Source organism: Oceanobacillus profundus, assembly GCF_003515705.1.
Lineage (GTDB): Bacteria > Bacillota > Bacilli > Bacillales > Amphibacillaceae > Oceanobacillus > Oceanobacillus profundus.
Genome location: NZ_QWEH01000001.1, coordinates 284,862 through 304,697, shown reverse-complemented (window position 1 = coordinate 304,697; position 19,836 = coordinate 284,862). Strand labels below are relative to the sequence as shown.

Genomic DNA, 19,836 nt, shown 5'->3' with positions numbered 1-19,836 from the left:
TCTAAATCCACCTCCTCTTGTAGTATGAACGACTTCTTAGTAATTGGTTAATCATTTAAAACCGCATCAATATAAATTTGGGGATTCATCAATGTATTCGCTGCATCTTGCACATAAATTGCAAGTGGTTCAGCGGCCAATCCTAAAATAACGGTTCCCGCAGTCAGCAGAACACATGGGATAAGCCAGCCTTTTTTCATTGGAATTTCATCTTCCTCACTAATAATCGTCTCTCCCCAAAAGCAGTTTAAGAAGACGCGCAGCAAGGAATAGAGAACAAAAATACTGGATATAAACGCTAAAGCAAGCAAAATATACGATCCACTATTAACCGCACCTTGCCCTACTAGCACTTTTCCGATAAATCCACTTAACGGAGGAACTCCAGCAAGAGAAAGCATAACAATAAAGAAAATCCAGCCGAATAGTGGATAATTGCGAATTAGACCACTCATATAATCAATTCGCGTTTCACCAGTTACAATAATCATCGTTCCTGCAAGCAAGAACAATAATGCTTTAACAATCATGTCATGCATTAAATAATAAATCGATCCTTCCAACGCCTCTGGAGTCGCTACTGCAAGTCCGACCAGAATAAAACCAACCGCAATGATAACGTTATATGCAACAATTTGCCGAATATCTTTATACGCTATCGCTCCAATACTACCACCAATCAAGGTTAATCCTGCCAAGATACCAATTAACAAATGGGTAATTTGTTGTTCATGATAAAACAATAAGGTAAACGTCCGAATCATGACATAAATACCTACTTTTGTAAGCAATGCTCCGAACAATGCCGAAACAGCAGTCGCCGGCACACTATATGATCCAGGTAGCCAGAAATAAAGCAAGAGCCCTGATTTCAAAGCAAATACCGTTAAAAAGACAATACTGATTACGGTTAAGAGAGGCGTTTGCCCACTCTCAGCAATTCTTTCGGACAAATGCGCCATATTGAGCGTTCCAAGCGTACCGTATAAATAAGCAATCGCAATTAAGAAGAACCAGGAAGATAGAATATTAATCACAAGGTATTTCATCGATTCTCTCAATTGTACCTTTCTACCTCCAAGGGCAATCAGCACATATGAAGCTAAAAGCATAACCTCGAAGCAGACATATAAGTTAAACAAATCGCCTGTTAAGAATGAACCGTTCACACCCGCAACTAAAAAGTTTACAAACGAATAGAAAAACATATTTTCATAAGACTTTTCCACCGACGAAAAAGCATATAGTAAGCAGATGGCTGTGACGATACTTGTGGTTAATACTAAGATAACGGAAAACGAATCAGCAACAAACAAGATTCCAAACGGTGGCTGCCAGCCTCCAAAATCAAGTCGCTGTACGCCATCTGTCTGAATCCAATTTAACAAATAAATAGATATCCCGATATTCGCAATCATGACAAAGAAACTAATCCACCGCTGCGCCTTTACATAAGGCCTTAGGAAGATCAAAAGAATACCCGCCAGGACAGGGATAGCCATTGGCATGACAAGCAAATTATTCATGTTTTATCCCTCGCATTTCATTCAATTTATCTGTCCCTGTCGCCTGGTAAGTACGGTAAGCTAAAACAAGTGACATTGCAGTTACTGCAAAGCTAATAACAATAGACGTTAGAATAAGCGCCTGTGGGAGCGCGTCAACATAGGCTTCACCATCTTCTCCTCCTAGGATTGGCACACCTCCGGTTTTTAAACCACCCATTGTCATAATCAATAAATGAGCTGCATGGGAGAGAACAGCAGTACCCAAAACAACCCGTATTAAACTTCTAGATAAAATCAAATAGGTAGCAACTGATACTAACACACCTGTTAGGATGGTTATTAATGTCTCCATAGATTACACATCCTCACTAATACTTAGAATAATCGTTACAACTACCCCTACTACGACAAGTGCTACCCCAGCCTCAAAAATAGTTACAGTTGTAAGTTCTGTTTCCCCAAAGAAAGGGAGATTAAAATAGGCAAAAGACTGTGATAAAAATGGCACGTCAAAAATCAAAGCACCAAACCCAGTTCCTACGGAAAGAAAGGCACCAAAAGCTGCAACCTTCTTAAAGTCAACAGGAATTGCTTTCTGAACCGTTTCGATATCGTACACAATAAAAAGCAATACGAGCGCCGAGGCGAGGACAAGTCCGCCGATAAATCCCCCACCAGGACTATTATGACCTGCTAAAAACAGGTACGTTGCCAATGTAAGGATAATGAAAACAACAATTTTAGCCACTGTTCGTAAAATGACATTATTGATCTTCAAAGTGTTCATCCTCCTTTTTGGCTTTTAATTTGATGAATGTGTATACACCAATCCCAGCTATGAGGAGAACAACAACTTCAAGCATTGTATCAAACGCGCGGAAATCACCAAGGATTGCATTTACAATGTTTTTCCCACCTGCTAATTCATAGGAGTTTTCAAAATAACCTGAGATTGTTTCAAATAATCTTCCATTTTGTACTGCAAGCGCGATAACGGTAAAGACAACACCAACTAAAATCGAAATCACGATATTTACATTTCTTGACCTGCGCGGCACATCCTCTTTCTGCCATTCAGGCAGGAAATAATAAGCAACAAGGAAAAGCACCGTCGTTACAGTCTCCACGATAAGCTGCGTTAATGCCAGATCCGGAGCCCGGAAAAGGACGAAGAAAGCAGCTACCCCAAAACCAAGAATACTATTGATCAAAATCGCAGTCAGTCTCGATTTAGCAAATAAAATCGAAATAGCAGCTATCATCATGACGATAGCGATAATTGCTTCAAATGTCGTAATCGGCGCATTACCAGAAATATCAAAGCTATACGCGCCAGTGTAAAGGATTGTTCCCCCAATTGCGACAATGAAGAAAAGGTAAATATATACTAGATAATCACGAAGATATCCAGTCATGTAGTTGTTTGTAATAGCTGTCGATCGTTCCTCCATCCAATCAAGGATAAAGCTATAGAACACGTTAAACGACCATTTTTCCGGAAACAGGCGATATACACCAGTCCAATACTTGCGGTAGATATAAAGCAATGCTCCGATGATAACTACCCCAACTGTCATCCATAACTCTGGACTCTCCCAGCCATGCCATGCGTATATAGGCACACCTAATTCTTCACCAGAAAGCGTCGGGAAGATACTAGCCATCGCTGGGCGCAGCAAATAATCTCCAAGCAGATTTGGAACAAAGAATAGCCCAACTACAAGCAGTGCCAAGATCCCAGGCGCAACCAGCATACCAATTGGAGGTTCATGTGCAGGATGTTCCAGCTTCTCTTCCTGGTACGGCCCAAGGAATGTTTGAAAAACGATAATCATCGAATAGACAAAAGTAAAGATACTCGCTACCCATGCAATTATCGGTATTAAAACACCCCATGTATCTAGTGAGAAAAACCCAGCTTCACTTATATTTAAAGCAGCAGTAAAAAACATTTCTTTACTTAGGAAGCCATTGAAAAGCGGTAACCCAGCCATCGAGAAACTTCCAATTGTAGCAAAAGTAAATGTAATCGGCATTAAGGTGATTAACCCACCAAGCCTACGGATATCACGTGTTCCCACTTCATGGTCGACAATCCCTACGACCATGAATAGCGCCCCTTTAAATGTTGAGTGATTCACTAAGTGAAACAGTGCTGCGAAAGTTGCTTGTGTATAGAAAGTCGATTCCACAGTATAGCCAAAATGCAGCGCTGCAGAACCCATCCCAAACATACTCATAATCATACCAAGCTGACTAATTGTTGAATATGCAAGCAATGCCTTAAGATCTGTTTGGCGAACCGCATTAAAGGAACCCCAAAACAGTGTGAAGATACCGACACCTGTTACAAGCCAGAACCAGCTCACCTCTCCACCAAATATCGGAGTAAAGCGTGCAACTAAATAAATCCCCGCCTTAACCATTGTCGCTGAGTGCAAATAAGCACTGACTGGCGTTGGAGCTTCCATTGCATCTGGAAGCCAAATATGGAATGGAAACTGCGCCGACTTTGTAAATGCTCCTAATAATACCAAAATCATTGCTGGAATAAACAAAGCGTGGTTGGAAAACTCACTTACAAGCCCAATCACCTCACGAATACTCCATGTGCCTGTCATTGAATAAATCATAATAAATCCTACAAGCATCGCAAATCCACCCGCGACGGTAATGAGCAAGGATTTTCTCGCACCATCCCTCGACCGCTTGCGTTGATACCAGAATGCAATGAGTAAGAAAGAAGAAATACTGGTCAGTTCCCAGAAAACATATAAAACCATCATATTATCGGAAAGCACAACCCCAAGCATCGCTCCCATGAAAAGCATAAGATACGTATAGAAATGTCCAAGAGACTCTTTGGACGATAAATAGAAGATGGAATACAATATCACAAGTGACCCTACACCTGTAATTAACAGAGCTAGAATCAAGCTTAGCCCATCTAAATACGCAGTAAAGTTAATACCATATGCAGGAATCCAATGAACAGTATTCTCAATTACGTTTCCATTGGCAATGGAAGGAATGTAACGGGCAAGATAAATAAATAAGACCACTGATACGATAATAGCAAACCAACCAATATGGAATTTGGGGATTTTTTTGTAAATTAAAGGAATTAGTGCAGCTGCAATAAAAGGAATAATTATTGCGATGTTCAACGTCAACAAATGATAACCTCCATTCAAAATTGTTCCGGTCCCCACTCCTTAAAAAAGTGAAATTTCATTCATTGGCGATTCCCTTTCCGCCGATGAATTAGGGATTTACGGGGTGTTTATCCCCTACCTCCACGTTTTGCTTTTTTATCACGTTAATGCGTGAAAAGTTTTGGGCATAGTGAACTGGAGTTTACAAATAACATACGTTATATTCTACATCTTCAATTAAATTAATACAGAATATTTAAATACAATGATAAGAGCTCCTATCCTTAGATGGATGAAAGCAATCGTGAATTGAATTTTCGCAAACTCGCTTAAATTTCAGTGGAATGATAAGAGTGAATAAACTAAAAAAATATATAATGCGTAGAATACTACAGAAAATTGTAGTAATAATATAAACGGGATTTAAAAGGGAACTGTGATTTCCTCTGTTTATTATACAGGAAAATAATATGCTACGCACTTTTTAAAGTTTATAGAGTGAACAAATTACCAGTTAACTCTGGAATTAATAATCCAAATCACGTATGCTATAAGTGATTCATACAATTTTTATATTTTTAGGGCTTCACGAATTGATTATTCCATGTTAGAATGATACAGTTTCAAAAATAAATACACGATAATTAGTGAGTTTTTCCACTTAAAATAATTTCAACGGTAATCCGGGTCTAGCCCTTAGAAATCCAGGATCTGCTAAGACTTATCTTGGTATAGTCAGAACGGGATTATTCGTTAAATGAATAGGTCAAGAGGTGAAGGTACCGTTATGAAAAAAATAAGAGGTCGGATGGACGAAAGCATTTTAGTTTGTGTTTATTATGGTCCTAATGGAGAAAGGTTAATTAAGCGGGGCCATAAGTTGGCTCAGATTATGGATTGCCCATTATATGTTTTGACTGTGGATGCATTGCCATATGACGAATTTGATGCCGATAAATCAGGTTACGTAGAACGATGGAAGGAACTTTGCGATGAGTTAGACGTAGAAGAATTCATGATTCGCGATGATGAAAGACGTCCATTCGTGAAAGTTATTGCAGAGGTCGCACACAATCAAAATATTACACAAATCATTATTGGGCAAAGCCCGCAAAATCGCTGGGAAGAAATCACAAAAGGTTCCATCATAAACGCATTACTTCGAGAAATGACCTTTATTGATATTCATATTGTTTCCATTGATCGTACGCTTAAAAGCATCGAAGACACTACCTATGAAAAAGGAGTGCGCGCATTCTTGCAAAAAGATGAAAATGAAACGTACAGATTAAGTTTTGCCAGGTCTAAATATAATTTATACGAAGGTATCTTCTACAAAGAAATTGGAACAGACTTTAATAATGGCGTTTTTAAATTTGTGAATAGCAAAGGAAAAACGTGTCAGGTTCACGTAACAGAGGATATTATTACAGGAGCAATGAAAGAACCACCAAACGTGAAGAAATAATAAACCGCATCTTTATCGGTTGCAAAAGATGAAGTATTCCTTTTACAGAGGATACTTCATTCATTTATGCAATAAGGTGATTCAAATGCTTACCTATTATGAAAAGCTACGACATTTCAGCTTGAATGGCGTAGCTTTTTTGTAATGTTTTCTCGATGTCTAGAGTTCGTACATTTCCGGAACTCTACTTGTGAAAATAGGTACATCGCTACGAAAGCTATTTACATTTTCTAAGGCAATTGATTCTACAATCGTCTCTTCTTTCTGTTCACTACCGAGTTTTAATGTATTACCCCAAGGATCGACTACCATCGAGTTACCTGAGAATTCCACACCATCATGTGTACCTACACAATTACATGAAACAACATAAAACTGATTTTCAATCGCTCGAGCAATCTGAAGCGCCTTCCAATGCTCTCCTCTGGCTTTTGGCCATTCTGCTACAACATAGAGAACTTCTGCTCCTTTAAGCGCAAGACTCCTTGCTAATTCCGGGAAGCGGAGATCATAGCAGATAATCAGCCCCATTTTCACTCCATCAAGCTCAAATAATTGAACCTTCTCTGTTCCCCCTGTTAAGTATGCTGGCTCATTCAGCATCGGCACAAGATGGATTTTATCGTATTGATAGACAAGTTCCCCTGCTTTATTCACAACAAAGCTAGTATTATAGATGTCTCCGTTTTTCATATTCGGAATCGAACCGCCAATGATATGTACATCATTTGCTTTTGCTACATCTTTTAAAAAGGAAAGGCTCGGCTCCCCATCATGGTCTGATAATGTTTCTAGCTCATCTAAGGTATAAGATGTAGTCCACATTTCCGGTAGGACAATGATGTCTGGTTTTTCCGTTCGCACGGTCTCTTCTGCCCATTGCTTAATTTTTCTTCGATTTCCCTCTGGATCACCTGGAATAATTTTCATTTGATAGATTGCATGTTTCATTATCTTTGTCACTCCTCAAATTTTTATTTAAACCAGCCTTTTTCTTTTAATCTGGAAATGGCTTCAATACGATTGCTGACATTCAGTTTATCCATAATGGATGATACATAATTACGAACGGTACCATTTGTCAGATAAAGCTGACTCGCAATTTCCTTTGTCGTCTTCCCATCTGCAATGAGTTTCATTACTTGCTCCTCACGCTCTGTCAATGGATTTCCTTCGTCATAGGCCATGTCAATCAATTCCGGCGCATAAACCTTGCGCCCGGCCATAATCGCACGAATTGAATTTGCTAATTCCTCACTTGGGCTGTCTTTTAGCAAATAGCCACTAACATTTGCTTTACGGGCTCGTGCAAAATATCCAGAACGAGCAAAAGTAGTCAGAACAATTACCTTACAGGTATCATCTTTTAAAGATTCAGCGGCATCCAAGCCGGTCTTAACAGGCATTTCTATGTCCATTATACAAACATCTGGATTTAGTTTCTCTACTAATTCCAATACCTCTTCACCGTTTTTCACCTGTCCGACCACTTCCATATCTTCCTCCATATCAAGTAGAGCACCCAATGCTCCAAGTAACAATTGTTGATCTTCAGCAATCACGATTCGAATCACGACGATTCCCCCTGTTCCGTCTGTTGAATTACACGCGGGACCTGAATGATAAGGCTTGTTTCATTTTCTGAGTCAAACGTTAAGCCCCCATTAACAAATTCTAGTCGCTCCCTCATTCCGAGAATCCCATTCCCCTTAAACGTATATACCTCGTCTTGGATACCTACCCCATTATCCATAACACAGATGGACCATTTATCCGGTGTTTGCTTCAGAACTATTGTACACTTCGTTGCCTCACTATGTTTTACCACATTTGTTATAGCCTCTTTCAAACACATACTTAATACATTTTCGACAAGTAATGGAGCATCTATTACATCTGGATCCCCCACTACGTCACAGCTTATTTGGGCAGCGTCAAGAAGTTGACGTACACGAAGCATTTCATCTTTTAATTTGGTCCCCTTCATCCCGGAAACTAATTCACGAACTTCTTTCAAAGCTGTTCTTGCCGTTTGGTGAATATCCGTAAGCTCTCTTTTTGCTGATTCTGGGTTTACCCCGATTAGTTTTCCAGCGAGTTCACTCTTTAAACCGATTAGCGAAAGCTTTTGCCCTAATGTATCGTGCAAGTCTCGGCCAATGCGCTCTCGTTCTTCAAGTACAATTAATTGGGCAATTTTTTGGTTTGCATCCTCTAGCTGGTTTTCTAATTTTTCACGCTTATTTCGATTATACATATTAAAAGGAAGTAAAATAACTCCAATGACACAAATAATAATAAACGGCAATTGCGTAAAGAAAGTTTCGGTCTGTATGGAGAACCCAATACTTACAGCTACAATTGTCGTTACAAGGTGAACAATATACAACGAAATAAAACCAGCTTTATTTTGGATATTCCCAATAAAGAAGGCAAGAAATAATGAAAAATAGACATATCCGAAATATAGTGTGACTCCAACACTAATTATTATTTCAATACCTACTGATACATATACAGTCCAGCCTCGCTTTATAAACGCCAGCCGATATGTAACAAAAAATAATACAATCATCACAATACCAATAGCGATCTCAGCTGGCGAAGAGGAACGAAGAATAAAGTAAAACGGAAGCAGACAAAATGCAATCCATGCAAAAAGACTAAGACCAGTATTTTTCGGAAAAATATGATACCAATGCTGCATTTCAACCGCTCCTTTGTTCATTGCCTGTTTTGTCTTAGTATACCAAAAACCCTTCACATGTGATATATGAAGGGTTTTATACATGTTCTATTATTTCTGCAAGCTTGTTCTTCTAGCTTCCAATCGAAGTGACAATTTTGCATCGCGCTCAAGTTTCTTAAATTCTCTAAAAGAAACAAACGATCTGCTTCTCTGATCATAAAGTCGAAAGCGAAGCGATTGTAAGCTTGTAGCTAACGTAATCGTTGTTGCTTGGTGTAATGGTGGTGTTGATTCATGGGCCTTTTCCAAGTGGTAGTTTGGAACTCTTGGACTTAAATGATGCACATGATGATAACCAATACTTCCCGTCATCCATTCGATTACCTTTGGAAGTTTATAATAAGAGCTTCCATCAACCGCAGCTTTTACATAATCCCATTCGTCCTCATTTTCAAAATAAGAGTCCTCAAACTGATGCTGTACATAGAACAACCAGATTCCTGCAGCTCCAGCAATAAACAAAATTGGTAATTGCACAAGCAAAAATGCCTGCCAGCCAACAGCCCAAATTAGTAATGCGTAAATAATCGCAATGGAGACGTTAATCAAATACGTATTCCATCGTTCTTTACGCTTTGCACCTTTTCGATTAAAACGGTTTGAAATTAAGAAAAGATATACCGGTCCTAGCCCAAACATAATAATTGGATTACGGTAAAGCCTGTACGCTAATTTCCCCCAAAACGAAGCTTCAGCATACTCGGCCACTGTCATTACCCATACATCACCAGTTCCTCGTTTATCTAGATTACCACTTGTCGCATGGTGAATGGAGTGATCCCGTTTCCACTTTTCAAAAGCAAAATGGGTGATGATGCCTGTAATTGTACCAACAACCCGATTCGCTTTTCCGTTTTTGAAAAAGGACATATGTGTACAGTCATGGAAAATAATAAAGATTCGAACGACAAATCCTGCTGCAATAATCGAGATTGGCAAGGACAACCAAAACGATATGGATAGGCTCTGGTATGCCAGAAACCATAACAGGAAGAATGGAAGTATTGAATTAATTAGTTGAATGATGCTCGCTCTTGTATCTGACTTAGCAAAGATAGAAACGCTTTTTCGTAATTGTGCTTGTTTTTGTTTACTCATTTTTTTCCTCCTTAGAAAAGGATGTGTCTTTATACTATTTTAATGTGCATCTAGATCTTTCATAAGTCATAAACGTCATGGATTGGGATGACATTTGTCATGTTCAGGAACTTATTTTGATAGTTGAGGACTGTAGGAGAGCGGGTTAATTTGGCGCTAGATGAGCGCGGGATGGTGTTTGTTTTGGTGTCATAGGAGCGCGGAATGGTGCTTTATTTTTCTTTTTGGTGTCATAGGAGAGCTATATGGTGCTTTATTTTTGTTTTTGGTGTCATACGAGCGCGGGATGGTGCTTTATTTTTCTTTTTGGTGTCATACGAGCGCGGGATGGTGCTTTATTTTTCTTTTTGGTGTCATACGAGCGCGGAATGGTGCTTTATTTTTGTTTTTGGTGCGTTCTATTCTATGTAATGCTAAAAATCCTGCTCGTTTTCAGATAAAAAAAGAGCAGGATTTTTTTGACTATACATGTGATTAGTTGTTTAGCATCATTTTTTCTAAGGCTAGTGGTTCAATGTATTCTCCGTTTTTGTAAGCTCTCATGTTTCCACCGGAAATTTCGTCGATAAGTAAGATTTGATTATTAGCGTCTCTACCGAACTCCAGTTTTATATCATATAACTCAATAGCTTTCTTCGCTAATTCGTCTTTCACGACTTGAGAGATTTCCCGGGTCAATTCTTTCAATGTTTCATATTCTTCATTTGTTAAAATTCCAAGCATAGCCAGTCCATCCTTGGAAATTGGAGGATCCTGGCGCTCATCGTCCTTTAACGTCACTTCAACAAAACCATTCAGAGCTTGAGCTTCGTCTGCATATTTTCCATAACGGCGTAAAAAGCTGCCTACCGCACGATATCGGCAAATCACTTCAAGTCCTTCTCCGAATACCGTTGCCGGCACAACTGTCATCGTTGTGTTTTCCACATCTGCTGAAATATAATGTGTTGGAATGCCTTTTTCCTTTAATTTTTCAAAAAATAATTGTGTAAGTTTTAGTCCTGCCTTCCCAGCACCTTCAATTGATAGCCCTACTGTATTTGCTCCAGGGTCAAAAATGCCATCTTCACCTGTTACATCGTCTTTGAATTTTAGTAAGTAATTACCATTTTCTAGCTCGAATACATCCTTTGTTTTACCTGCGTATAACTGCTTCACTGCTGGGCACCTCACTCGATCATTTTTAGAAAACTTGGTATTCGCGGAGTCATTAAGCGAATTCCTTAATTGCACTTTTGCAAGTAGGGAATTTTTATACAATCCTACCTGGTAAATTGACTTTACATTCGTTATTTTATCATAAAATTAGGAATGTAACCTCTGAATCTTTAGAACAGATAGCTATACTTTTCTCTAAGGTTCTTCATATAATAGGGATATAGTTATTTTTAATTGACTATAGTAGACTTTGCTAATAGAGCTTTTGCCTTTATGGAGGTGATATTTTGGATTCAGCAACCGTCATAGCTAAATTAAAAGGAAGAACACCGAGCATTCTTGGTCATCATCAACTTCGCAAATCTGCCGTTTTACTTCCGCTTGTAGAGGTAGAAGGTGAGACTCATATTTTATTTGAAGTACGATCCATGCATATGCGCAGTCAGCCTGGAGATATTTGCTTTCCAGGTGGCAGAATCGATAAAACAGATTCAGATCCAAGACACTGTGCGATTCGAGAAACTACAGAGGAGCTCGGAATATCTGATGCATGTATTGATGACGTTATTCCACTTGATTATATTGTGAATGATTTGAGCAGAATTATTTATCCTTTTGTTGGGAGAATTTCAAATTTAGAACAGATTACCCCAAACCCTTCCGAGGTTGGCGAGGTTTTCACGGTTCCGCTCGCTTTCTTTTTGGAAAGCGAACCGAAGTGCTATAAAGTAAATCTGCAAGTCTCACCCGAGACAGATTTCCCGTATCATTTAATTGTTGGGGGCGAAGATTATAACTGGAGAGTCCGCCAAATTGACGAGCTTTTCTATGAATATAATGGAAAGGTCATTTGGGGACTTACAGCAAGAATACTCACGCACTTTATTCAATTAGTAAAAGCTGAAGAAAAACCATCCTGATAGTCAGGATGGTAATCAGCTACGAAAGTTATAAGCAAATTAGGGAGCAAATGCATGTTCCATTTGCTCCCCTCTGTTATTTATTATTATGAATTATCTCTTTGGCAAACGCGATTGCGTCCTCCTCCGTTTCGTCCTCTAGCAGAAAATATTGAATCGTATAACCATAGCCATTGAAATCCATTCCCATAATAACGACATCCAGTTCTTCATTTACTACCTGATACTGAACCTCATGTCCGTCAACCTCAATACATTCAGCACCTGCAAGTTCTCCGACTCTGCCTTTAGAGATTGTCATCTGTATGGCTGTATTATCTAAATACAGGTCACCGTAAATTAATTGTTTCCGATCGTCTCCCCACGCTTTCTTCATTTCTTCATCCAATGGTTCATCCTTTGAAAAATAATAGATGACCTCCGCTTGCATCGGGTCACCTGTTTTAACTTCTCCTTCCTCCGTTTCCATTTCATAGCCAATTAGTAAAGAGCCAAACGGGAAGTCGGTTTGCGGAATATATGGATTTATCCCTAATACATCATTTATTTTTTCTTGTACAACATCTGTTTCAGAATCACTTGTCCCCTGGCTGCAGCTAATAAGCAGCACAAACAGAGACAAAGCAACAATGACACGGTATTTTTTCATACATAACCTCCTGTCCTGGGCAAATTCAACTTCCTTTACCCTTAACCAAGCCTATAAGCAGATTTATCTTCAAGCAATGCTAGCAAACTTGCAAACAGCTTTCGTTGTGAGTCTCTTTCCCAGTCCTCTTCTACTTCTGCCATCAGCCACATAACCTCATCTAAAAATACATGTTCAATAGCTCTTTCCCAATATCTTAACTCCAACGCTGACAGGCTTACATATTCTTTATATCCTTTCAGAAAAAGTTCCCATTGTTTTGGCGTAAACACTTGATCTGGTGCTGTTTCCATCTCATTATGAAAAAGCAGCAATGCCAAGGCTAAATCAAAAATCCTTGGAATGCACACAGCATTATCCGGGTCAATTAAATATGGATCTGGCGTATAAATTAAGTTATTGGCTTTATAATCGTGCGGTGTCATAACCATCGGAAGACTAGCACGCTGTAATTCCTCTTGTCGAGAAACGATGTGTGTGAGCCTTTCCTGCAGCAATTCAGCGTTCAGCTCAAAGTTGTTTTGCTTTGCATGTTTCTCGATATTTTCAACACTTTCAACAACTTCATCAATTGTAAAGTCATACACATCGTACTCTCCTAATTGAAATACGTTTTCTTCTGGAGATAGATGATGTATTTTTCCTAATAGCTTTCCAGCCTCGTAGACTTCATGATCTTTTCCAGCATAGACTGTTCCAGTGATGAAGGGATAAACGACAAATGTTTCATTTCCGATGGTTTGCGGGTTATCCATTTCCAACTGTACAGGTATGACAACGTTTATGCCTTCTTTATATAAATACGTTGTATAGCCCACTAAAGGTTGCGGTCGTTTTTGAGTTCGTTTCACAACAACATCGTCTATTCGGTACACTGGTGAAAATGGATAAATGCTTACTGGCTCGTTTTCCATGTAAATTCCAAACTTCTTTAAAATTTCTTTTCCTGTCATCATAAACGCCCCTTATGTTTTATTACGAAACTAGTTTCCTATCTTCAACTTTTTTATCAATAAAGTGAAACTTCACTCAGTAGGGGGTTCCCTTCCCCACTGAATGTTAGTTAAACAGAATCAAGAATTTACGGGTTGTTTATCCCCCGCTTTCACAAGTTTTTGGTTCCCTCATGCTTATAGGCGGGGGTATTACAGTCCGTTAATGCGTGATAAATCTGAAATACGGCAGTAATAGACCAAACAGAGAAATCGCGCATATGAGAGAACCAATCCCTAGATACAGCGATCTAATTCCCCAAATCTCGCTGAAAACGCCTCCTATTAATACGCCAATCGGCATCATCCCTCTAATGATTAACAGACGAACAGAGAAGACCTTTCCCATAAGATGATTTGGAATAATTTGCTGGCATATCGTGAGGTTATGTACATTAAAAATTGCCATCGCTATACCCGCAACGATTTCTGTTGTGATTGCCAAATAAATCGATGTTGTTATTCCTAAATTAATATAGGTCATACCCCCAATAACGAGTGCTCCCAGCATTAGGAAACGACGGTCACGAAACTTAATTTTCCCTACGAGCAGTGTACCGATAACATAACCAAGTGGAAAACCAGCCATAAAATATCCATACACTGCATAGCTTTCGTTTAATTCCCCGGTTATATAAGGAAGCGCAATGACCAGGGTTACCCCAACACCAAACTGGACAACTGCAAGGAAAACGCCTAGCCAAACAATAATTTTTTGCCTGAAAAAATATCCGACTCCTTCAGTAAATTGTTCCAGCCAGGTTTGTCTTGTCGTCTGTGGGCGATTCCCTTCACGAATACCTAGCAGCAAACTTCCGCTTGCAGCTAGTAAAAGACAGACAAGCAGTAAGGTAATATGAATTCCGATGTACTCGATGACAATTCCAGCTAATACAGGAGCGAGTAACATCATTAAACGAACCATGCCATCAACATACGCATTTGCTGTTGACAGCTGCTCCTTGGCAACAAGAGTCGGAAGTATTGCTTGATTTGCCGGAACATACAAAGGTGTAATTAAACCAACGGCGAGCTGAACGGCGTATATATGCCAAGGTGCTAATGTACCTGTCATATAGCCTATGAGCGGGATTAGGAAAATAGCTGCCCTACTCCATAACGCAATAATCATGATCCATTTTCGGCTCCAGCGATCAATATAGGGACCGATAAATAATTGGAGTAGGAGGGATGGTAAAAAATAGAGCAGCCACATGCTTCCTAAAGCCATAGGGGACCCTGTCAATTCAAAGACGAGTAAAGAATTACAAAATGTTCCGAATGCGCCGCCTAATTCAGAGGATGCATTTCCTGCCCAAATACGTGTAAAGGATTTGTTTTTATATAAGTTCATAACTCACCAATTTCTTTTAGAATTATCGGTCTATTCTTGGTGAAGGTATAGTGCTAATTCCTTTGTTAACGAATCAATTGCTTTTGTTTTGAGCGCATACTTGGTGTCCTTCATTTCAACTAATTGTGCTGCACGCAATATTTTAAGATGGTGATGTATGGTGGATTTGCCCATTCCCATTCTTTCTGTAATTTCTTGAAGTGTACGATTTCTTTCGAACAATAATTTAATTATCCGCAGTCTTGCTTCATCTCCAAGTGCTTTGTACTTTAGCAATAAAAAGTCATTTGGCAAATACCTGTCATCGGGTGAAATGCTTTCGTTTGCGACTGGATAGTAAAACACCTTCGTGTCTTCCAAATCGGCAACAATATTCCATGGCCGATACGTAACATGTGGAATTAAAAGCACATGGTGGACGCTCGGCTCTGGAAGATATGTGATTCCAGCAGTTGCCCATTCAACAAATTCCTCTGGATCCATTTTTACTTCCATTTTCTTTTTGGCTGCTACATCTGCTTGCAGGATTTTTTCCAGTTGCTCGGGGTCATTTTCAATAACTTGTTTATACCAGTCTGTCATAACCTCAACCAGATGCTTTTTCAATTGCATTTGTTCCATGTTACTAATAAAAGCAATGTATTCCGGAAAAAATGGATTTGCAGCAGTAAGTGACTGTAACGCTTCTATTGCTTCTTTCTCTCGACTTGCAGCACGTTCTCTTAGCGCTTGATACGCATCTCCAACAAATGGCAGGCAAATAAATTTTAATCTCTTTTCTGAAAGCATTTCGATATAGGAGGTAAACTCTTGAAGTGTTGTGAAATCTTTTTGATGTAATAGCTGAAGTAATGCCTTCCATGTGTTATTTTTTTCAACATATTCGAGATGCTCACGTAACCGATGTGATAAAGATTCCCGCATTTCCTTCCAGTAGCTAATCGACTTTTCCAACGAATCAATAAGGGCTGTATTTGTAATAGCCGCTATGCCCAATGCACATTCCCAAAGTGGCGAATATTTAATGTGAACGCTGTACGTTTCTCGTTTTTTCACAGTTGCACTAATAACGTCCATGCAATTCCCCCTTTTTAGACTTTTCTTTATTCTATACTTATAGAACTAATAATTCAACTATTTTAGAACCGAAATCGGTTTTAAGGTATGGAGGTGTTGATGGCGGAACATGATGGTGCTTTATTTTTGCTTTTGGTGTCATAGTGCGGCAGATGGGTGCTTTATTTTTGCTTTTGGTGTCATGGCGCGATGGGAAAGCTAAAAAGAGAAGAGGCAGTTATCAATAACTGCCTCCTCTATATATCTTACCAATTCATCTCAACCGGTAAAATGTCATCTATTTTTTTCTGATATAATGTTTTATCTTCTTCTGTCATCCATAATTGAATAACGCCGTGGTCGTCTGTTGTTCGTATCAAGCGGCCAATTCCTTGACGGAGACGAAGCAGCATATAAGGCAGATCAACCTCAATGATTGGGTCGCTGACATGCTTGCGTTTTGCTTGGAATACGGGATCCTTCGGCGGAAATGGCAAGGACGAAATAATCACTTGTGTTAATGCTTCTCCAGGGACATCGAGTCCTTCCCATAAATTATGGGTGCATAGGACCGCAGACGCTTCCTTTTGAAATTTCCTTACTGTCGCGCTAATCTCATACTCTCCTTCATAGAGCATCCTAAAATCCCACTCTTGCGTGTCTGCCCACTTCCGAAATTGATTCATTTCTTTCTCAGAAGAAAACAGGACAAGTGTATGGCCTTGGTTATCTTTTAACTGGGCTCCGATTTGTTCCCACTTCATCGTCTGTTCTTGTTCTATATGACCGTTTAGCTTCATATTTTCTTCATAATCAAATGGAGAAGCTACCGTAAACGAGTCAAAGTCACTAATTCCTAAGCTCTCTGCTAAATAGGTGAAATCTCCACCTTGTGAAAGTGTTGCCGACGAGAAGACGAATGGGATATTTTGTGAAAATACTTCCTTCTCCAAAACATCTTCTACTAAGCGCGGCATAACAACTAGACTTGTTGTCGTATCATTTTCTTCCAGCCAATAGATGCCTTGGTCGTCCTTCAATAAGTTCATTAAACCATAACTGAAGAACTCCAAGTATTCCTCAATAATCTTCGTATGGTATTCATCCATGGAAAATAATTCTGCATCAAAGACCAACTGTTCCAGTAATTGCTGAACCATTCCATTCAACCTCTTAGCCATGTCCACCATGGTGTCCGTTCGAGGAATGTCCTGACGGTTCGATCCTTCTACAGGTACAGCTGTCTCACCTAATAATTCAAACCATTCGTCATTTAATGATAAAATATCTTCTACTAAAAGCAATGATTCTTCACGAACATCCTGACCCATATAACCTGTCAACACATTGGTCAAGTTTTCAAAGTTAAATCGATAGGTCAGCCCTTTTTGTGCGGCAACTTCTAAAAGATGCCCCTCATCGAATACAACAGAACTTGCTTCTGGGAGCAATGGTAATTGTCCTTCCCGCTTACGAGATTCCTTTGTCCACACATGCTCCATATAAAAATCATGCGAACAAATAATAATATCTTTGGCATGGCGGTAGTATTCTCGATTCAGTGTTTGGCCACTGCGGTGTCTCCAGTCACAGGTAGCACATTGCTGGAGCGGGTCCCAAGCGATCTTCTCCCATTTCTCATCAGAAACCCACGGGTATTCTTTACGATCACCATAGCGTTCAAACGATTTCATTACTGCACTCGTGTCAAAAACAAATTCCGGAATCTCGTCATGCACACTTAAGATATCCTCATCGTCTGTTATTTCAGCAAGCGGGTTTAACTTTTTAATACACACATAGTTTTCTCTCGCCTTTGCTAGTCGTACATCAACCTCAAGTCCGAGCGATTTTTCTAGCTTTTCAATATCTCCGCCCTTTTTCACGAGCTGTTCAATCAATGTTTCGTCTGCGCACGTTATAATCGCAGGCTTTCCTTTATAACGTGCATAGCAAATCGCATACAATAAATAGACAAGCGTTTTCCCTGTACCTACACCTGCTTCAGCAAATATCGTATGTTTATTTTTAAATGCCTGCTCAAGCTGGAAGGCCATATAAATTTGTTCATCACGTAATTCAAATCCTTGTTCTGGCAAAATATCATAAAATACATCACCAATATAATCTCCTAATCGATCAAAGAAATTATCATCTTTCGAAACCGTAAATGGAATGGAAGTATTTCTTGTCATCGTAAACCCCTCTACTAATTGTCATAAGTTTATATGATACCATATATCTATTAAAATTTCTGCAATTTTACAGGCATATTAGAGCTCATTCTGCTGTGAATCATTTGAATCTGTTTAAAGTACAGGATGTCTGTCAGGCAGTATGAACCTCTTTAACTATTTTTATTCAGGGCAAAAACCATTGCTATTTTTAGCATCAGTTGTACAATAGCAATAAGGTTAATCACATTGTTCGTTTTTCTATTATGAGAAAGAAGGGAAATATGTTGGAAAAGGCACTAAAGAAGAAGGTAAGCTCCACATTTAGTAACAAGCCAGTCTATTCGATTTTATTTATCATTGGAACATGTCATCTATTAAATGACTCGCTTCAGGCTGTTATCCCAGCGATGTTCCCTATTTTAGAACAATCATTAGGTCTGACATTTACACAGCTTGGACTCATTGCGTTTACATTAAATATGGTTTCGTCCGTGATGCAACCATTGGTCGGTATGTACACGGATAAGCATCCAATCCCATACGCTTTACCAATCGGGCTAACGAGTAGCATGTTTGGGATGCTGGGTTTAGCTTTGGCTCCTAACTTCTGGATGATCCTCATAAGCGTCGTCTTTATTGGTTTAGGGTCTGCCGTTTTCCATCCAGAAGGTTCACGTGTTGCCTATCTTGCTGCCGGGACAAAGCGAGGGCTCGCTCAATCAATTTATCAAGTAGGCGGAAATTCCGGGCAAGCATTGGCACCCGTCATTACAGCATTAGTGCTCGTTCCGTTAGGACAATTTGGAGCCATTTGGTTTACATTAATCGCTGCGCTCGCTGTCTTTTTTCTTATGCATATCGCAAAATGGTATGCTGCCAGGGTTAAAGAATTTTCCCGGTCGAAGGGAGCTCAAAAAGCAGTAAAACCGAATAAAAATATGTCCCGGGCAATTAAAAGTGCACTTATCGTGTTAATTTTTCTTGTTTTTTCCCGCTCGTGGTATCAGGCTGCTATTTCGAACTTCTATGCATTTTACGCAATTGACAACTACGACCTTACAATTGCTAAATCTCAAGTCTATATCTTTACGTTTCTAGCGATGGGAGCTGTTGGAACATTTTTAGGCGGACCACTGGCAGACCGATTTGGAAAGCGAACCGTCATCCTATTTTCACTAATCGCTTCTGCACCACTTGCATTATTACTGCCACATGTTGGTCCAGTTCTTGCAATTATTTTACTTGCTGTCATTGGAGTTATTTTAATGTCCAGCTTCTCCGTTACCGTCGTCTATGCACAAGAGCTTGTTCCAGGGAAAATCGGTACGATGTCTGGTTTAATTGTTGGATTAGCATTTGGAATGGGGGCAATTGGCTCGGTTGCTCTCGGAACGCTAATTGACTTTATCGGGCTGACACCGACCATGATTATGATTTCACTTCTTCCTTTATTAGGATTTCTAACATATTTGCTGCCAACAGATGAAAAGATTCGAGAATGGTATGCTTAAGTGAAAAATTGTTATCCGAATGAAATCAGGAAATGCAGCAT

Annotated in this window: 17 protein-coding genes; 3 read left to right on the top strand and 14 right to left on the bottom strand. The window is 39.4% G+C overall.

Annotation, left to right across the window (positions count from 1 at the left end; translation table 11 throughout):
• Positions 1 to 47: 47 nt before the first annotated feature.
• Genes D1B32_RS01445 through D1B32_RS01430 form a run of 4 tightly spaced genes read right to left on the bottom strand, consistent with a single transcriptional unit; the run spans position 48 to position 4,684 of the window.
• Positions 48 to 1,526: a Na+/H+ antiporter subunit D gene (locus tag D1B32_RS01445; RefSeq protein WP_095314128.1), complete on the bottom strand. Its 1,479-nt coding sequence runs from the start codon at positions 1,524 to 1,526 to the stop codon at positions 48 to 50.
• Complete coding sequence (locus tag D1B32_RS01440; RefSeq protein ID WP_095314126.1) at positions 1,519 to 1,860, bottom strand: Na(+)/H(+) antiporter subunit C; 342 nt, start codon at positions 1,858 to 1,860, stop codon at positions 1,519 to 1,521. The genes D1B32_RS01445 and D1B32_RS01440 overlap by 8 nt, the downstream gene beginning before the upstream one ends.
• Positions 1,861 to 1,863: 3 nt before the next feature.
• Entirely contained in the window at positions 1,864 to 2,286 is a 423-nt protein-coding gene (locus D1B32_RS01435; protein ID WP_095314124.1) for a Na(+)/H(+) antiporter subunit B, read from the bottom strand.
• Complete coding sequence (locus D1B32_RS01430; RefSeq protein ID WP_095314122.1) at positions 2,273 to 4,684, bottom strand: Na+/H+ antiporter subunit A; 2,412 nt, start codon at positions 4,682 to 4,684, stop codon at positions 2,273 to 2,275. Before D1B32_RS01430 ends, D1B32_RS01435 begins: the two co-directional genes overlap by 14 nt.
• A 766-nt stretch (positions 4,685 to 5,450) precedes the next feature.
• Between D1B32_RS01430 and D1B32_RS01425 the strand changes: the two genes are divergently transcribed.
• Positions 5,451 to 6,131 carry an adenine nucleotide alpha hydrolase family protein gene (locus tag D1B32_RS01425; protein ID WP_095314120.1) on the top strand — a complete coding sequence of 227 codons (681 nt, stop codon included), beginning with the start codon at positions 5,451 to 5,453 and terminating at the stop codon, positions 6,129 to 6,131.
• A gap of 159 nt (positions 6,132 to 6,290) precedes the next feature.
• On the opposite strand, the gene D1B32_RS01420 is transcribed toward D1B32_RS01425, so the two are convergent.
• From D1B32_RS01420 to D1B32_RS01395, 5 genes are all read right to left on the bottom strand, one after another.
• A complete protein-coding gene (locus tag D1B32_RS01420) occupies positions 6,291 to 7,082 on the bottom strand; it encodes a carbon-nitrogen family hydrolase (RefSeq protein ID WP_095314118.1) in 792 nt (263 codons plus the stop codon).
• Positions 7,083 to 7,105: 23 nt separating this feature from the next.
• The gene (locus D1B32_RS01415) at positions 7,106 to 7,705 is read right to left on the bottom strand and encodes a response regulator transcription factor (RefSeq protein WP_095314116.1); all 600 of its coding nucleotides are present in this window, start codon (positions 7,703 to 7,705) and stop codon (positions 7,106 to 7,108) included.
• Positions 7,702 to 8,838: a sensor histidine kinase gene (locus D1B32_RS01410; RefSeq protein ID WP_095314114.1), complete on the bottom strand. Its 1,137-nt coding sequence runs from the start codon at positions 8,836 to 8,838 to the stop codon at positions 7,702 to 7,704. The genes D1B32_RS01415 and D1B32_RS01410 overlap by 4 nt, the downstream gene beginning before the upstream one ends.
• 90 nt (positions 8,839 to 8,928) lie before the next feature.
• Complete coding sequence (gene desA / locus D1B32_RS01405; RefSeq protein WP_118888446.1) at positions 8,929 to 9,978, bottom strand: Delta(5) desaturase DesA; 1,050 nt, start codon at positions 9,976 to 9,978, stop codon at positions 8,929 to 8,931.
• A 474-nt stretch (positions 9,979 to 10,452) separates the two neighbouring features.
• Positions 10,453 to 11,136 carry a phosphoribosylaminoimidazolesuccinocarboxamide synthase gene (locus D1B32_RS01395; protein ID WP_095314108.1) on the bottom strand — a complete coding sequence of 228 codons (684 nt, stop codon included), beginning with the start codon at positions 11,134 to 11,136 and terminating at the stop codon, positions 10,453 to 10,455.
• Between the two features lie 287 nt (positions 11,137 to 11,423).
• Here D1B32_RS01395 and D1B32_RS01390 point away from each other — a divergent pair, with 287 nt between their 5' ends.
• Complete coding sequence (locus tag D1B32_RS01390) at positions 11,424 to 12,056, top strand: NUDIX hydrolase (protein WP_095314106.1); 633 nt, start codon at positions 11,424 to 11,426, stop codon at positions 12,054 to 12,056.
• A 76-nt stretch (positions 12,057 to 12,132) separates the two neighbouring features.
• On the opposite strand, the gene D1B32_RS01385 is transcribed toward D1B32_RS01390, so the two are convergent.
• The 5 genes from D1B32_RS01385 to D1B32_RS01365 all read right to left on the bottom strand — a co-directional run bounded on the left by D1B32_RS01385 (position 12,133) and on the right by D1B32_RS01365 (position 18,302).
• Positions 12,133 to 12,705 carry a hypothetical protein gene (locus tag D1B32_RS01385; protein WP_118888444.1) on the bottom strand — a complete coding sequence of 191 codons (573 nt, stop codon included), beginning with the start codon at positions 12,703 to 12,705 and terminating at the stop codon, positions 12,133 to 12,135.
• Between the two features lie 41 nt (positions 12,706 to 12,746).
• Positions 12,747 to 13,658, bottom strand: a complete 912-nt coding sequence (locus D1B32_RS01380) for a phosphotransferase (protein WP_118888443.1) — start codon at positions 13,656 to 13,658, stop codon at positions 12,747 to 12,749.
• A 202-nt stretch (positions 13,659 to 13,860) separates the two neighbouring features.
• Positions 13,861 to 15,051: an MFS transporter gene (locus D1B32_RS01375; protein WP_118888442.1), complete on the bottom strand. Its 1,191-nt coding sequence runs from the start codon at positions 15,049 to 15,051 to the stop codon at positions 13,861 to 13,863.
• A gap of 30 nt (positions 15,052 to 15,081) precedes the next feature.
• Complete coding sequence (locus D1B32_RS01370) at positions 15,082 to 16,128, bottom strand: ArsR/SmtB family transcription factor (protein WP_118888441.1); 1,047 nt, start codon at positions 16,126 to 16,128, stop codon at positions 15,082 to 15,084.
• Between the two features lie 245 nt (positions 16,129 to 16,373).
• Entirely contained in the window at positions 16,374 to 18,302 is a 1,929-nt protein-coding gene (locus D1B32_RS01365) for an ATP-dependent DNA helicase (RefSeq protein ID WP_118888440.1), read from the bottom strand.
• A 266-nt stretch (positions 18,303 to 18,568) separates the two neighbouring features.
• Here D1B32_RS01365 and D1B32_RS01360 point away from each other — a divergent pair, with 266 nt between their 5' ends.
• Complete coding sequence (locus D1B32_RS01360; RefSeq protein ID WP_240033698.1) at positions 18,569 to 19,795, top strand: MFS transporter; 1,227 nt, start codon at positions 18,569 to 18,571, stop codon at positions 19,793 to 19,795.
• Positions 19,796 to 19,836: the final 41 nt, after the last annotated feature.